Below are 16,347 nucleotides of genomic sequence, written 5' to 3' on the forward strand. Positions count from 1 at the left end.
AGGTTGACTGTGATCTGAGTCGGTCTCTTTCCGTCCTGATTATTATTATCATCCCATGTCTTCTTACCGCAGATATTGATTTTCTCCACCTGTCGGCTGTTTGTGATGACGACCTTATTAGGATCACTGTCATCAACTGCCTTGATGTATCCTGACGGCAGTGCAGATACCTCATCAACCGTATACTTGATTGGCTTTCCGTCCTTGTTCTTGTCAAGACCGTTCCATGTGTATGTCCAGCCGTTGTCCTTGCTCAGCTCGACCTCAGGTCCGCTCTTTACGCCGTCGGCATAAAGCTGCACCTTGATTGTTGTCGGTCTCTTGCCATCCTGGTCGTTGGCATCATCCCATGTCTTTGTGACAGAGATCGATGTCTTTTCAGGAGTGTAGCTGTTCTTGATGTTGTAGCCTTCTACTTTTGTTTCGTAGCCTTCTACCTTTTCTTCTTCAACAGTATACTTAATCTCCTGTCCGTTCTCGTACTTGTCAAGATTTGTAAACTCATACTTCCAGTTTCCTGTCGGATCTGCCTTTACCGTAACGCTCTTGAACTTTGTTCCGTTCTTAAGCAGGTTGACTGTGATCTGAGTCGGTCTCTTTCCGTCCTGATTATTGGCATCATCCCATGTCTTTGTTCCTTTAACAGATACCTTTTCTGTATTGGTGTTCTTTACTATGAATCCTTTTGTTGCATCTCCGCTTATCTCACTCTTATAGTTTTCAATAGGATCTTCCTTGATTGTGTACTTAATCTCTTGACCATTCTTATACTTCTCAAGATTCATAAATGTATGTTTCCAGCCATTATCTTTATTCAGAACAACAGATTCAACTTCCTTGTCATCTGCATAAAGACGAACAGTTGCAGAAGTTCCTTTTGGTCCTATCCATGTCTTAGTAACCGGTATTGATACTTTTCCTGTAATAGTATTAGTAATCGTAAATCCATCCTTAGCTGTACCAGCAATACCTGTACTATAACCGTCTACTTTCACTTCTGAAATAGTATAGACAATTTCATGACCATCTTTGTCATCATATTTTGGAAGATTAGAGAATGTATGTTTCCAACCATCAGCCTGGGTAAGTACAGCTTTGTCTTTCTCTTTACCATCTGCCAGCAGCTTAACAGTTGCAGAAGTTCCTTTTGGTCCTATCCATGTCTTAGTAACCGGTATAGATATTTTCTCTATATTCGTATTCTTTACTTTAAAGCCGCTTTCCGCATCTCCGCTAATATTACTATCATAATTTTGAATAGGATCTTCTTTTAGCGTATATACTATTTGCTTTCCATCACTATCATGTCTATCGAGATTTTCAAATATATAAGACCAGTTATTTCCTTTATTTAGTTCAACCTTTTGTTTTTCTACTCCATTCGCAAACAGCTTTACTACTGCTTTAGTTCCTTTTGGTCCTATCCATGTCTTTGTAACCGGTATTGATACTTTTCCTGTAATAGTATTTACTATCTCATAAACATTCTTTGAAACTTTCTGTATAGAAGATGCATATCCTGCTACCGGTTCCTCTTTTATTGTATATTCAATCTCCTTTCCTTTTTCTTTCTTAGGAAGGTTCTCAAATTTGAATTCCCAGTTATTGGTCTTTGTTGCCTTTGTTTCACGGATTTTCTTATTTCCCTTGTAAAGACCTATCTTAATTTCATCAGGTCTTTTCTTCTCTTTGTCATTATCATCTATCCATTTCTTACTTCCGCTGATATTGATTGTCTCAGGCTTGTGTTCATTCGTTATATTAAAGCCATCATATATTGCCTTATATCCTGTAACAGGATTCTCTTCAACCGTGTAATGAATCAGGTTCCCGGCACTGTCATACTTATCTAAGTCATCAAACTTATAATTCCAGTTTCCTTCATTATCAGGCTCCACTGTCTGATTCTGTATAGCATGACCGTTGGCATAGAGCACTACTTCTATCTCCTTTGGTCTGATACCGTCCTGATTATTTTCATCTTTCCAGATTTTCTTTCCTGAAACAGATGTTTTTTCTTTCTTTTCAGTATTCGTGATTGTAAATCCGATTTCCACAGTTCCTGTTATTTTAGACTCATATCCATCTATTTTTACTTCTTCTATAGAGTATACAATTTCATGTCCATCATTTTTATCACGTCTAGGAAGATCTTTAAATTCAGCTTTCCATTGTGATGCTTTATCTAATCTTGCTGTTTTTTTAGTATCTTTACCATCCGCAAGCAGCTTAACAATTACATATTCTTTTTCTTGTCCAACCCATCTTTTATTGATTTTTATTGAAATTTTATTTGGTTCCAAAGTTTTTCCTGTAAAATCTGTCCTATGTGATTCTGCACTTACAATAATATCTTTTGCAATTACTGTTCCATTAAAATTCGCTTTTAAATCAACTTTTGCAGCAGGAGCTAAAATAATGCCTGTTACCGCTCTTGTATTCTTTATTTCTCCGGTGTATAGCCCATCACTTTTAGATGAGTCGTAGAAATTCCAAATAACATTTCCATCTTGCCATTCTGTAACTTCTGCAATAGGTGCAACATCTCCATTAGTATATTTAATTCTAGAACCGGGCATTGTAAATGAAGATTTTCCCTTTAAATCCACATTAATAATAAGTGAACCGTTTTTCCCCTTCACAAAATTTGTTGCATCAACGTCATATCCGTCATAATTTTTATTCGGATCCAAATGATATACATTTATTCCATCCGGCTCTAAAATTGAAATATGCTGTTGATTAATATCATTAAAATGTCCAGTCGTATTCATATTCTCATATTTACTTAATTTCTTGTTTATTGATATTGCTTTTTGTCTTTCTTTTTCAATATCTATAAATTTCTTAGTTCCATCTTGCAATATTCCTTTAGGATTATTTGCTCTATTTGGAAAATCTACCTTACGACCATTGAGTGTCCACGCATTTCCATGATCAGTAGTCCCAACATTTATTTCAGTACCCACCACTAAAGTAGATTCATTTTTACTAGTAGATTTAAAACCATCAGATGAATTGTCTAACTTTCTTATATAACTTACTTCATCTAATCCATTTGTTCCAAAATTACTTCTATATTTCAGAGTATCAGTTAATATATTACCATTAGTATGTACTTTAGTTTCTACACTGTTAAACCCTACTAAATGAAAACCTCCTATAATTCCTAATGGATTCTTTTTATAGTACTTTGTTTTCTCATATGTATTGTTCTCTGTAATTTTTCCACAAACTTCATCATCTAGTCCCTGAGCATTCACTAGCATGCTAAAGCTTTGGAATAAAGCACTAAAAACAAATATTGCCGCAAGCAGCATCCTAAACCATCTTTTTTTCATTTTCTTTTATTTCCTCCATAGTTATTTAATTCAAAATGTAAGCGGTTATATAAAGTATACTTCACGTGATACATCTTATCGTTCTTATAAACTTAATACAACTAATTTTATTATCTCGAACAACAATGAAATCTTATCTCTCCATCCTTGGCAAGTCTTTCTAAAATTTGAAGCACCAACCAAATATTCGTCACCCTTGACATACTTAATGTGACTGTCTTTTCCTTATCCCTGAACTTAATATCTATTGCATCCGATATCTTATCTATCTCATAATAGTCTATTGCATTCAGCAGATATAAAGTTGCATGACCGTTTTCCGTTTCAATCAAAGTCCCATTCTCTAATTGAATGCTGTAACCGTTCAGTCCATACTGCAAGACGACATGAATATCATCTATATCCTCCGGGATATCTCCTTCTAGTTGGTATCTTGCATAATGTCTAAGCAGTAAATCCACTTCCTCTCTCCCGGAAGAGACACCCATGCCATACTTCTTATTGCTGTTCATCAATATCGTTACGATACGACACGGCATATTCTCATCAAAATAGAAGCCTGTTCTTACTCCTCTAATATCCTTAAAATATAATGGGATCTTTTCTCCATCTGTCATAAAGGCAGTAAACCCGTCTTTAGTTAGTTCCACTTTTTCAATATAATTTTTGCCAAGCATTCTCTTGAAAAGAGCTCCCGATGTATTATTTATTACCCTACTCATCTCTCCTCCCCTTTTACCTGTAAATAAACGCAGACTTTAAATAACACTTTATGATATTATGATTTAAATAAGAGTATTATTAATAATTTGCTACGAAATCAAAAGATTTCACTGAATAGGTAATAGCTCTTGTTTTGCAGATTTTTGTCTGTAAATAAAAGTCTACATTTATTTACAATTTATTCATTTTCTTACTAAAAAAACAGTAAATCTTTTATGATTTACTGTTTTATAAAATATTAATAGCTAATTAAATTTTAAATGAATAACCAAAGTTCTCTTTAATTTATCTGCAAAATACATATATATTCTTGTTATTAGCTTTAGTCCCTCACAATACTTCAAAGCATCCTGATAAAAGCCATTAACTTCTATTAGTTTTGTATTTGTTAGTTGTGCAAATTCTTTCGGATCATCAACACTAAAATACATTTGTGCATCTATATTTCCGGTTTTCTTCACATATTTATTAGCAAGCTTTAAACCTTTAGAATTAGTTGCATCAAATACTAATTCTCCCTTAGGGATTAACAGTTTCATAGTTTTAATCATCTCTATAATCCTGTCTTTATCAAAATACTGGTATACTCCTGAAACAACAATCATTGTTGGCAGGGTAACATCTATTTCTTTAATCCATTCACAATTAAACATATCTCCTAATATCAGCTTTTCATTATCCCCATTTCCTAACACTTTTTTTCTAATAGCTATAACATCAGATAAATCTACCTGATAAAAATAAGCTTTAGTATTTTTAATACGATTATAGGCTGTTTCCAGTCCGGCTCCTAAGAATACTACATTGCTTTGACTATTTTCTTTAAGAAACTTTATTATCTTTTGATCTATCGTCTGCTGGCGGCAGACACTCGCCATATAAAAATATTCAGTAGTATTATTCCTTATACTATCTGTGGGGATATATTGTCTTAATGATAACGCCTTCCGATCATAAAAGAATTTTGGAAACTTCTCAGATACATATATTCTTGCTACAAGCGGGATATATAAAGTATCTTCTACTCCATGAAGTAAATTTTCTTTATTCATACTATCTTCCTCCCTCTAATCTATTTATATTTTATCACTTTTTATAAGTCTTTACAGCATTGCAGATAATAGAAATACAAGCTGTCTTTATTTCTTCTTTCTTGTAACAGAATGTTAAGTCATCCTTATACATTTTTTGTTTGTTTTAGTGTAATTGTTGTCTTTTAGCCATTTAGCAAAAGTTGTATGACTAATATCGAGATGTCTGGCAGCTTCTCTAAGACTTATCTCATTCCTGCTCCATTTTCCAGCCATATCATAAAATTCCTTTGGAATTGCTTTTCTGGTTCTACCAAATCTGACTCCTCTTTTTCTTGCCTCCTCTATTCCTTCCATCTGTCTCTGATGAGTATTCTCCCTCTCAACCTGTGCCACATAAGAAAGGATCTGTAAGACAATATCTGCTATAAATTTGCCGGTTAAATCATTTACTTTTGCTCTTGTATCAAGAAGCGGAAAGTCCAGTACAATGATTTCTGCATTCTTTATTTTTGTGATCAGATTCCATTCATTAATAATTTCATCATAATTTCTGCCCAGTCTGTCAATAGACTTAATATATATTTCATCTCCCTCCTTTAATTTTTTAATCAGCTTCTTATATTTTCTGCGATTGAAGTTCTTTCCGCTTGCTTTATCAACATAAATTTTATTACCTTCAATCCCTTCTTTTAAAATAGCTGTTAATTGTCTGTCAATGTTCTGTTCTTTTGTTGAAACTCGTATATATCCATATTTCATTAGATTACCTCCTATATATCTATATATACCTTAGTTATCTTAATGAATTAGATATTTTCAATTTTTCTTCTATTATCAGTCTGAAAAAATATTTATCTGTATGCCATCAAAAGCAGTATAGGTGTAATAGTTAGCATACTCCACAAAATACTGTGAGTTATAAGTACTTCATAGTTCATGATGTACTTTTCTCATCCATAAAATGAGCCGGTATTACAATTTTATAAACTGTAAACACCGACCCTGTGCTTTTTTAATAATCGTATATTAATTTTTTTACATTAATTAAAATCTCTTATATGCTTAATCGCAGCATGATAAGAATAACAAAAAATAAAAAATTTCTTCTAATATTTCATTGTTCTCTATCTTGTTTTATCCTTTGTGTAAGTTCAATAAGATGCTTATACTCCCCAATTAGCAAAATAATTGCAATCAAAACAACAATAACATCGCTCAAAGGTAATGCCAGCCACACTCCAAGAACATTTCCATTGAGTACACGAGGCAATATAAGCACCAAAGGAACTATCAGAGCAAATTGCCTTAAGATAACCACTATTCCTGCTTGCTTTGCCTTTCCAATAGCCTGAAAATAGGTAACTATCATGATAAGTAATCCATAAGCAGGAAAGATACAATACATCAGACGAAAATTTAATAAACCTGAATTTACAATAGCTGAATCAGTAATAAATGCAGATAAAATTTGCACTGCAAAAATTTCAATTACTACAAAGAAAAAGCCGGCAAGACAAGTAGAACCTGCAATAAATACATTTGTAAGCTTTTTAACTCGCAGATATTCTTTTGCTCCAAAATTTGTTCCAACAGCAGGCTGCATTCCCTGACTCATACCCCATATCGGAACAAAAACAAGCTGCAGGACTCTTTGAGCGGCTCCCATGAGAGCTATTTGCTTTGCTCCGCCAAAATGCACTGCCGTATTATATACAACCGTCATTTGTACCAGCATCATAATTTGCATAAGCATAGCACTCATTCCTACAGAAAAGATTTCAGGTAATAAATCTTTTGCAGGCTTTATTTCATGAAAACGAACTACCGGGCTCTTTTTCAAGAAGTATATAAAAGTTACCAGAGCTTGAATGAATTGAGAAAATACAGTTGCAATTGCAACAGCTTGCGGACCTCGAGACGGCATAAGCAAGATAAAGATTGGATCCAATATGATATTGAGAATAGCACCGGTTGCCATGATTCCCATTGCTATTCCCATACGACCTTCCGCTCGAATCACCATATTTGCAGCTTGCATGAAATTTACCAATATGGAACCAAGATAAACTGTCCTCAAATAAGAAATACCCATTTTCAGTACATCTCCGCCGGCACCGGATAAACGTAAGAATTCAGAGGCAAATACAATTCCGATAATCATAACAGCTGATGACAGTATAAGAACTAAAAAAGTAAGATTTCCCATGATCTTATCAACGGTTTTTTGATCTTTTTTCCCAATTGCTCGAGAAAGTACAGAACCCGATCCTATTCCCAGCAGTACTGCAATTGCATTATTTATCAGTACAAATGGTGATGCTGCTGAAATCGCACTCATAGCATTAGTTCCTACCATTTGTCCAACGTAGATTGAATCAACAAAGGCATATAAGCCTACTATCAGCTGACCTAAAATTGCGGGTAAACTAAGACTAATCATCAGCTTCCAAGGATTTCCCGTAAGTAATTTATTACGAATATCCATTATAAAACCCTCCTTAATTTTTTTATTGTACTTTTAATACTCCCATATTCAAACATTCAAAAAAATACTATCTTTATCCTAAGATTATATTTTTTCAGACTCATTCTTTTGATTTTTGCCTTTCTCGTTTATAAAACAAAAGTCACATTTTTCACCATTCATTCCCAATGTCTGACTTCGCTTAAATACAAATCCTTTTATACCACCAAATACAATATGATCACAAAGACAGAATACCTCACAAAGATCCGGGCATTCAAAAAACTCACAAGTTTCCACCCAAAGGCATTTAAGAACATCCACACAGTAATATCTGTCATCATCTAATAGAACTCTGCTTTTCCATATTTCATCACCCAACATTCCTTTTTTCATAAAAAATCGAAATACTCTGAAAAAACAGGGAATATAGAAAAATGTTTTTAAAAGCTTATGTCGCTTATCTGCAATATGAAATGAATGCTCTTTTACCAATTCTTTTGCCTCACTTTTTGAAAAACCTTTATCCATAAAACATTTATATAGGGCTATGTTAGAAATTATTCTGCTTTTCTGTATCTTTTTTTGTTTTTCTGTCCATGACTCTCGATTAATTTCTTCAATAAGAATATTTATTTTCCTTTTATACTCTGCATCTATATCCTCTAATATATGTTCAGCTAATCTTCCGGAGTAAAATTTTCTATATGTCATAATCATTCTCCTAATTTCCATCCTATTGCATTTTCTCGAATTTCCACAAATCGCCGATAAAGACCTTCCTGATGCATAAGCTGCTGATGGTTTCCTTTTTGAACAATTCGTCCATTATCAAGTACAAGAATCTGATCTGCTCTTCGCACTGTATTCAGTCGATGAGCAATCATAAGAAGTGTTTTATTTTTTGTTAATTCCGAAATAGCCCTTTGTAATTCTCGTTCATTTTCAGGATCTACACTCGCCGTAGCCTCATCCAAAATGATAATAGGTGCATCCTTTAAAATAGCTCGTGCAATAGATATTCGCTGCTTCTCTCCACCTGAAAGAGTTGCACCTCCCTCTCCAATCTTTGTCTGATATCCGTCAGGAAGTGCAGATATAAAATCATGGCAGCATGCTTTTTTTGCTGCTAAAATCATTTCTTCTCTTGTTGCCTGCGGTTTTCCAAAAAGAATATTATTTTCAATAGTATCTTCAAAAAGATATACCTTTTGAAATACAATAGAAAAATTCTTAAGGAGACTGTCACAGGTATAGTCTTTTACATTATTACCACCTAAAAGAATTTCACCATTCTGTACATCCCAAAACCTTGCAATTAAACTGCAAAGAGTTGTTTTTCCTGAACCTGAAGGTCCTACAATCGCACAGCTTGTTCCCTGAGGAACAGAAAAGCTTACATTGCTTATAACTTTCTTTTCATCGTATGCGAAAGAAATATCTGAAACAGTAATATCATAAGCTTTCGGAGTAAGATCTATTCCATGTTCATCCAAAAGCGGCATTTTTGATACAACTTCCAATTTGTCTAAAGAAGTATCTATAACTCTTGCAACGGCAGCCGTACTTCCTGCCAGCTCTACTGTTGTATAAATCATAAAGCTTGCAACAATAAGAAGCAGACACTTTTCAGGTGTAGTTTCTCCTTTCATAAGCAAATATGGGGCAGTAATCAGAATAACAAATCTTGATAACTTGAACACCATTTGAAACACAGCAGCTAAGCTGGAAAAAACTTTTTCTAATACAATGTTTGCCTCCGCACTTTCATTGATTGCATTATCCACAGATTTATTCGAGCGATTAGCAAGCCCAAACGCTTTAATTACGGTTATACCCTGTATATATTCCAAAACACTTGTCACAAGATCGACCTGTGCAGCCTGCCTACGTGGAGAATACTTCACGCCGGCTTTTTGTGTTTTTCCATATATTAAGAGCGACAAAATAAGTCCGATAAACATTAAAACACCTATTCTCCATTCATAAAACAAAAGCCATATTCCTATCACTACAGCATGAATAAACCCTCCAAATACCGCTTCCATAACAGTAACTGCACTGCTTTCAAGATCTCCAAGAGTAGTAGTAACTGCCGCTGTGATATCGCCAAGCCGATGCTCATTAAAATATCCCATAGGTACACGTTTTAATTTTTCTCCAAGCTCCATACGCCATTTTGAACACATAGAAAAACTTCCGAGAGTTCTTTTTACAGAAGAAAGATTCGTAAAAAGAATACGTCCAAAAACACTTAAAAACATAATTCCAAATGAGATACCGATAGTTTCAATTGGCATGATGCCCTTTGAAAGTGATAATAATATTCCATTCAGAACCGTAAGTACAGCCATAATAGGAAGCATCTCAAATACAGAATTACACATATGAAAGATAAACGATAAAATCAAGTTATTTCTTTCTGTTCCGGAAAAATCTAAAAGTCGTCTAAACATCTGAATCATGCTACCACCTCCTTAGTATCAAGTGCACTGATGTGTGCATCCCAAAGTTCTCTGTAAAGAACACAGTTTCCAATAAGTTTCGTATGTGTTCCTTCTGCCTCTATATTTCCTTCATTCATGACAATAATCTTATCTGCTGATGTAATAGTAGAGAGGCGGTGTGCAATTATAATCAGTGTTTTCCCCGCTACAAGTCTGTTTATAGAATGCTGAATAGCTAATTCATTTTCAGGATCAGTAAATGCCGTAGCTTCGTCTAAAATAACAATAGGGCTATTCTTTAATATGGCTCTAGCAATAGCAATACGCTGCTTTTCTCCGCCCGAAAGATTACTTCCACTATCTCCTACAACAGTATCATATCCATTTGGAAGTGAAGTAATAAAATTATGACATGCTGCTTCTTTCGCCGCATTTTCTATGTCCTTATCTGTAGCATCAGGCTTTCCAATTTTTATATTTTCTCGAATTGAAAGATGAAAAAGATAATTATCCTGCGAAACATATGCAATATGCTCCATGACCTGAGAAAGGGGTATATCCAGTACATTCATACCGCCTATTTTCACAACTCCACTTCCTACATTCCAGAAAGATGCGATTAATCGTGCAACAGTCGTTTTTCCTGATCCTGATGGTCCTACAAAAGCCGTCATTTCATTTGCATTAGCTATAAATGAAATATTATGCAGAACCTCTGTATTATCATAAAAAAAGGAAACATTTGAAAACTCTATATTCCCGCCATCAAGTTTCACGTACTCTTCGGGACGTTTCATCTCTTCTGTATCTAAAAGACTTCCAATTTCTTTAACAGTAGCATCTACCATAGCAAGACTGTCTGTATACCGTAATGCCTGAATAAGAGGAGCAATAAGACCCATGGATAAAATAATACAGGATATAAAATTACCTGCACTTATATTTCCATTTATGTAGAATAAGCTTCCGATAGGAAGAACTCCCAGTAAACTTGAAGGTGCTATTGCAATACCTGCTACATAGTAGGGATTGGTTCTTTTAAACCATTCTGATTTAGCATTTTCATTTTCTTTCACAGCTTCTGCATATTTGCGGTAAGAAGTACTACTTTGATTAAATGCTTTAACTACTTCTATTCCCCCTATATATTCAACAGTTGCGGCATCCATAAATTTAGCAGCCGCCATAACTCTGGTATAGTGCTTCTCATAATCTTTCATCATACCTATATAGCAAAGCATTCCGACAGGAAAGGTTGTAAGAGAAATGAGTGCAAGTCGCCAATCAAGAACCATGAAATAAATTATCATTAAGATAGGAATCACAATATTAGCTATCAATTCCGGTATCATATGAGCAAGAGGTAACTCTAATTTTTCAACAGTATCAACTATCATGGTTTTAAATTTTCCTGAAGGTGTATCTAAAACGAATCCCATAGGTACTCGTGATAGTTTCTTTGTAAGTGCAATACGAATATTTTTCAGTACAGTAAAAGCAGCCCTATGAGATCGTACAGTAGATACGGTCGCCAGACAAAGCTGCAAAAGATAACTCAAAAGAGCAATAATCGCCATTAGGATAATTGATTTTAAGTTATAATCACCGGAGCATATTTGAATAATAATACGTGAAACTGTAATATATGGAATTATTCCAAATCCTGCACCCAGAACAGCAAAAATAATTGAACTGACAAGCAATCCTTTACAAGGCTTAGCAAACTCAAATAAGCGATGCAATGTGTTTTTATTATTCATTATGATACCCTCCTGCTAAGAGATAATCGTCTATATTCTCTTTTTCTTTACCTTTCAAATCAGCAATAATTTTACCTCCTGATAAAACCAAAACTCTGGAACATATTGTTTTTATAAATTCAATATCATGTGTAATAATAAGTAAGATTTTTCCTTGTTTGGAAAGATACTCTATCATAGTTCCCACTTCCTGCATACTTTTTAAATCAAGACCACTGGTTGGTTCATCAAAAATAAGAATTTCTTTATCACAAAGCAAACTGATAGCTACTGCAAGACGCTGCTTTTGACCTCCTGAGAGTGACAGGGGATGTCTGTCTTTCAATTCAGAAAGAGATAACATCGATAAGGTTTCATCAATATCGGTATCATTTACTGCTTTAGTTCCAAGTGTGCATTCGGTCTCTACGCTATCTGTAAAAAGCTGATGTCCAACATCCTGCATAACCATATAAGATTTTTTGATACGTGCTTTTGCAGGGAAATTCTTTCCATTTATAAGTATCTCGCCTGATTTTTGTTTTATTAATCCACATATAGTGCGTGCCAGCGTTGTTTTTCCTGCTCCGTTTGCACCCGTAACTGCAATGATTTCTCCACCATTTGCAACAAAAGAAACATCTTTTAGGATTGTATGATCACCATATTTAATCCTAATATCTTTCAATTCTAAGATGTGCCCGGATATTTTTTTGATATTCATATTTGTTTTGATTTCAGAAAAATATCGGCATCGAAGTTCCATATTTTGTATCTGTTTTGTTGGTAGTATACAAAAATCCTGCATCCTCATATCTTTAAAGATTTGACCATCCTTCATTAAAATAACTCTATCTGCAATATCTATTAAGTACCATAAACGATGTTCAGCAATAATAATTGTTTTTCCTTGCTGTTTTATTCTTTTTATCAGTTTTTTCAATTCAAGTACAGAATGAAAGTCTAAATTTGAAGATGGCTCATCTAACACAAAAATATCGGGATTTGTGACATATACAGATGCAAATGCAATTTTTTGTTTTTCTCCGCCGGAAAGCTTAAAAATACTGCATTCTCTTAATTTTTCTATATGTAAATCTTTAATAGTTTTTTCAAGCTGCTGTTTTAATTCTTTAGGATCAAGAGCTCTATTTTCCAGTCCAAACACAATTTCACTGTCTGTATCTGTATTAAAAAATTGTGTTCGCGGATTTTGAAAAACTGTACCTACACTATCAGAAAGATCTGAAATTTCAATTTCAACAGTATTCATTCCATTTACAGTTACCTTACCTGAAAGCTTTCCCTCAAAAAAATGAGGAATTAATCCATTCACTAATCTTGCAAGAGTTGTTTTACCACACCCGGATGGACCACATAAAAGAACACATTGCCCTTTTGGAATCTTTAAATTTATTTCCCGTAAAGCACTTTTTTCTATACCTTTGTAAGAAAAAGAGAGTTTTGTAAATTCAATCAAGGAAATATACCTCCCCATACTAAATTTAAAACTATCATACAAATAATTCCCATATATATACTTATAATTAAAGCATCCCAAACCGAAAAACATACCTTCTCCAAACAACTTCGTCTTCCAATATGATCAATTCCCCTTGTAATAGCAGCCTGTGTAATTTCGTCAGAAATTTTGGATGCAGACACCAGCATTGGTACATACACATATTCCATTATTTTGACAGGATGACGTAGAACCCCTGTAAAAGAAACAGTTATTCCACGAAGTACCATAGCATCTTTAATACAGTTCCATTCCTCAGCCATTGTCGGGAAGTAGCGCAAAGTAACGGAAAGTGCAATTGTAAAGCCCTTAGATAAATGCAATCGGCTAAGAGCGGCAAGAAAAGTACTTACCTTTGTTGTATGTATTAAAAATGTCCCAAGCATAAAACATGGAATCAGTTTTCTAATATAGATATCAAACATATATATAATTGCTCCTACAGTAATAGGCAGCTTTAATATTAGAAATAGCTGTGTCATCAATAATATGATAAAAAGTATTCCATACTTTGAAACAGTTAGAAACTCTTTTGCCTGTAAAAGAAGCAATATAGAGATTACTGTAAAAAGACATTCTATGACTATACTTTCATTCAAAAAAACGAAAACACTTGTTATTGATAAAATCAGCAGTTTTGTTCTGGGATCCAAACTCATCATATAATCCCCGCTTTTTTAAAATGCTTTTTCAACAGTTTTTTACCAATAAAGCCTCCAATCATAGCACAAATAATTGTTCCCAAAATCAGCAAAGGAATAATCCACCAATTATCCCTGATAGTATTGATGATTCCTGAAAAAGAAGAGACATCTCCTTTCCTATGCATAAACTCATCAAACTGTGCAGGCATTATAACCATAGGAATATAGGCACCCATTGGCGATAGAGCAAAGATACAATAAGCAAATAAATTTCTCTTGAATGATCTGAATTTTCCTGTCGAACAAATAAAATCTGCAATAAATCCAAAGATGATGAAAAATACAGACATCATCCAAAACATACCTGTAATAAACAATAAGATTCCGGCAAGTATACCAAGTATCGAAAGTGAACCTTGTTTTGGTATCTTAGCAATATACAGCATAAAGATACTGCCGGCAAATAAAGCAACGATCATTGGCATAAATGGAAAAGTAACAGGTGTCATCTGTGAAATACCGCCTATTACAAAGGCAACAATAAAATAAATAAGTGAAAAAACACCTATGGAAATATAATCTCTTGTTTGTAATATATTTTCATTTTTCTTCATAATCATTTATATCCTTCCAATAAATTTATTAGTTTAAACTAACTTAAATATAAAATTTTTAAGGCCTATATAAGCCTTAAAAGTCCAGTCCATCCGGAATTAAAGAAAATAGCAAGCTCATTAACATATTCAATCGCCTGCTCTCTTGACATATCATGAACAACCGTTTCGAATGCAGCCGTAAAATATGCACTGGTAATCATGTGATGAAGTTCATGGCTGACATTACCTGTCATTTTCCCTTTTTCTTTGAGAAGAACATAGTATCTCTCCGTACGAGATACGTCCAATTCTACAAGTTCATGAATATAATTTGCATATTTCGTACCTTCAGAACAACAAATGACAAGTTTGAATTCTTCAAAATGATCATAAATATAATTCACAAAATGCAAAAGATATTTTGTAGATAATTCTCGGCTTTCATTAGTCTTACCTTCAGGAATTAAATCAAAATGTGCATCCTGTGCAGCTTTGAATTGTTCTATTAGATTATCTGCCACATCCGAAACAAGCGCTTCAAACAAAGCTGCTTTATCCGGATAATAGCCATAAAATGCACCCTTAGTAAAGCCTGCATCCGTTACAATTTTTCTGAGCGATGCATCCTTAAAACCTTTTTTCAAAAACTCTCGCTTGCCGGCCTCCAATATTTTCTGCTGTGTTTCTGATATTCTCATGATTATCTCCCTACTTATATACCAGTGGTATATACCACTGGTATAATATCATAAACTTTATTTTTATTCAACATATTTGGAGCAAATAAAACAGTTTATATAGATGTATTTTATTTAAAACTTTAATAATTAAACCTCAAACCTGTTGAAATATAAGAATATTTGTAAGAGTGCAAATTGAATTAACTACTTTTAGAGAAAAAGCCTTGAGTTGCAGGGTTCAAAATTAAATAGGAAATCATAAAAGCGGTGATCTTTCATTTCTTAACAGGAAGTATAGGAACACCGCTTTTTTTCATGCCCATGTTACAAAATAGGGACAAATACAAGCTTGAAATACAAGGCTTTCAGAGGACGGCTTTAGGAAAATAAAAGGAATATATCTTTTCCCTCAAAATCATCCTTTAACTGCTTAACAAAAAAATGAAGGAATGTTTCATTATCAATCTTTTTTGCTTTGAAATTAAATTGTTAGAAATTACTCGGTGTATATCTCACCGTGATGATATGCGCCTACATGCCGAATTGCTCCACGCTCCGGAAAAATTCCCAAGCTGAAAATTATATGAGAAGCGGTGGCAGATTCTAACAAATTATCGGCAATATAGGCATAGATTTCGTCTAAATCCATGTAGGCACGGGAATAGAGCTTGACAATATATTTATCTAAAATGCTTTCTCCTTAAAGAAGAAAGGGCATCTCATGCATCCGGCAATTCACCAGTTGTGGCAAATTCCTTTTCAGCTTTGTTTATCGCAGCATCTATCTGTGCCATCTCAAACATTTTCTCATATGCCTCAATGCTCATAACCACTAGATCTCCATAGCCGTTTTTTGTGATAAATAGAGGTTTATTCTTTGCATGACAAAGCTTTAAAATTTCAGTAATGTTTCTTAAATCCGTAATCGGGCTGATTTGTGGCATAATATCTACCTCCTTTCTTTATACATTTATGTATAAAGTACAAAACATATCTATAGCTACGCATGAAGCACTGTTATGCACCCTCCGGCTTGGATTTCTATAAAACTTCTTCACTATTCTTACATTTTATTTCGGTTTTTCTCTTTCAAGTTTCGTCTGCTGTTCTTATTTAGAAGTTTCTAATTTTGTAATCAGACTGCCCTTTCTTCTATA

At 34.0% G+C, this 16,347-nt stretch carries 13 protein-coding genes; all 13 read right to left on the minus strand.

Annotated elements, in window-relative coordinates:
* Positions 1 to 3,341 (minus strand): Cna B-type domain-containing protein (locus HMPREF9943_RS10395; RefSeq protein WP_004804000.1); only part of this gene is annotated, 3,341 nt, incomplete at its 3' end.
* A gap of 110 nt (positions 3,342 to 3,451) precedes the next feature.
* Positions 3,452 to 4,063, minus strand: coding sequence for a hypothetical protein (locus HMPREF9943_RS08545; RefSeq protein WP_004804002.1), 612 nt, complete (start codon positions 4,061 to 4,063; stop codon positions 3,452 to 3,454).
* 246 nt (positions 4,064 to 4,309) lie between these two features.
* A complete protein-coding gene (locus HMPREF9943_RS08550; protein WP_004804004.1) occupies positions 4,310 to 5,116 on the minus strand; it encodes a class I SAM-dependent methyltransferase in 807 nt (268 codons plus the stop codon).
* Between the two features lie 114 nt (positions 5,117 to 5,230).
* Positions 5,231 to 5,857 (minus strand): recombinase family protein, encoded by a 627-nt coding sequence (locus HMPREF9943_RS08555; RefSeq protein ID WP_004804007.1) that lies wholly within the window; start codon positions 5,855 to 5,857, stop codon positions 5,231 to 5,233.
* A gap of 355 nt (positions 5,858 to 6,212) precedes the next feature.
* Complete coding sequence (locus HMPREF9943_RS08560) at positions 6,213 to 7,583, minus strand: MATE family efflux transporter (RefSeq protein ID WP_004804009.1); 1,371 nt, start codon at positions 7,581 to 7,583, stop codon at positions 6,213 to 6,215.
* 84 nt (positions 7,584 to 7,667) lie between these two features.
* Positions 7,668 to 8,276: an L-2-amino-thiazoline-4-carboxylic acid hydrolase gene (locus HMPREF9943_RS08565; protein WP_004804011.1), complete on the minus strand. Its 609-nt coding sequence runs from the start codon at positions 8,274 to 8,276 to the stop codon at positions 7,668 to 7,670.
* Between the two features lie 2 nt (positions 8,277 to 8,278).
* The gene (locus tag HMPREF9943_RS08570) at positions 8,279 to 10,027 is read right to left on the minus strand and encodes an ABC transporter ATP-binding protein (protein ID WP_004804013.1); all 1,749 of its coding nucleotides are present in this window, start codon (positions 10,025 to 10,027) and stop codon (positions 8,279 to 8,281) included.
* Complete coding sequence (locus HMPREF9943_RS08575) at positions 10,024 to 11,769, minus strand: ABC transporter ATP-binding protein (RefSeq protein WP_004804017.1); 1,746 nt, start codon at positions 11,767 to 11,769, stop codon at positions 10,024 to 10,026. The genes HMPREF9943_RS08570 and HMPREF9943_RS08575 overlap by 4 nt, the downstream gene beginning before the upstream one ends.
* Complete coding sequence (locus tag HMPREF9943_RS08580) at positions 11,762 to 13,228, minus strand: ABC transporter ATP-binding protein (protein ID WP_004804018.1); 1,467 nt, start codon at positions 13,226 to 13,228, stop codon at positions 11,762 to 11,764. The genes HMPREF9943_RS08575 and HMPREF9943_RS08580 overlap by 8 nt, the downstream gene beginning before the upstream one ends.
* A complete protein-coding gene (locus HMPREF9943_RS08585; protein WP_004804020.1) occupies positions 13,225 to 13,932 on the minus strand; it encodes an energy-coupling factor transporter transmembrane component T family protein in 708 nt (235 codons plus the stop codon). The genes HMPREF9943_RS08580 and HMPREF9943_RS08585 overlap by 4 nt, the downstream gene beginning before the upstream one ends.
* Positions 13,929 to 14,534 carry an MptD family putative ECF transporter S component gene (locus tag HMPREF9943_RS08590; RefSeq protein ID WP_004804023.1) on the minus strand — a complete coding sequence of 202 codons (606 nt, stop codon included), beginning with the start codon at positions 14,532 to 14,534 and terminating at the stop codon, positions 13,929 to 13,931. The genes HMPREF9943_RS08585 and HMPREF9943_RS08590 overlap by 4 nt, the downstream gene beginning before the upstream one ends.
* Positions 14,535 to 14,593: 59 nt before the next feature.
* A complete protein-coding gene (locus tag HMPREF9943_RS08595; RefSeq protein WP_004804026.1) occupies positions 14,594 to 15,208 on the minus strand; it encodes a TetR/AcrR family transcriptional regulator in 615 nt (204 codons plus the stop codon).
* A gap of 701 nt (positions 15,209 to 15,909) precedes the next feature.
* Positions 15,910 to 16,134 (minus strand): type II toxin-antitoxin system prevent-host-death family antitoxin, encoded by a 225-nt coding sequence (locus HMPREF9943_RS08600; protein WP_004804028.1) that lies wholly within the window; start codon positions 16,132 to 16,134, stop codon positions 15,910 to 15,912.
* Between the last annotated feature and the right edge of the window lie 213 nt (positions 16,135 to 16,347).

Source organism: Eggerthia catenaformis OT 569 = DSM 20559 (assembly GCF_000340375.1).
GTDB lineage: Bacteria > Bacillota_I > Bacilli_A > Erysipelotrichales > Coprobacillaceae > Eggerthia > Eggerthia catenaformis.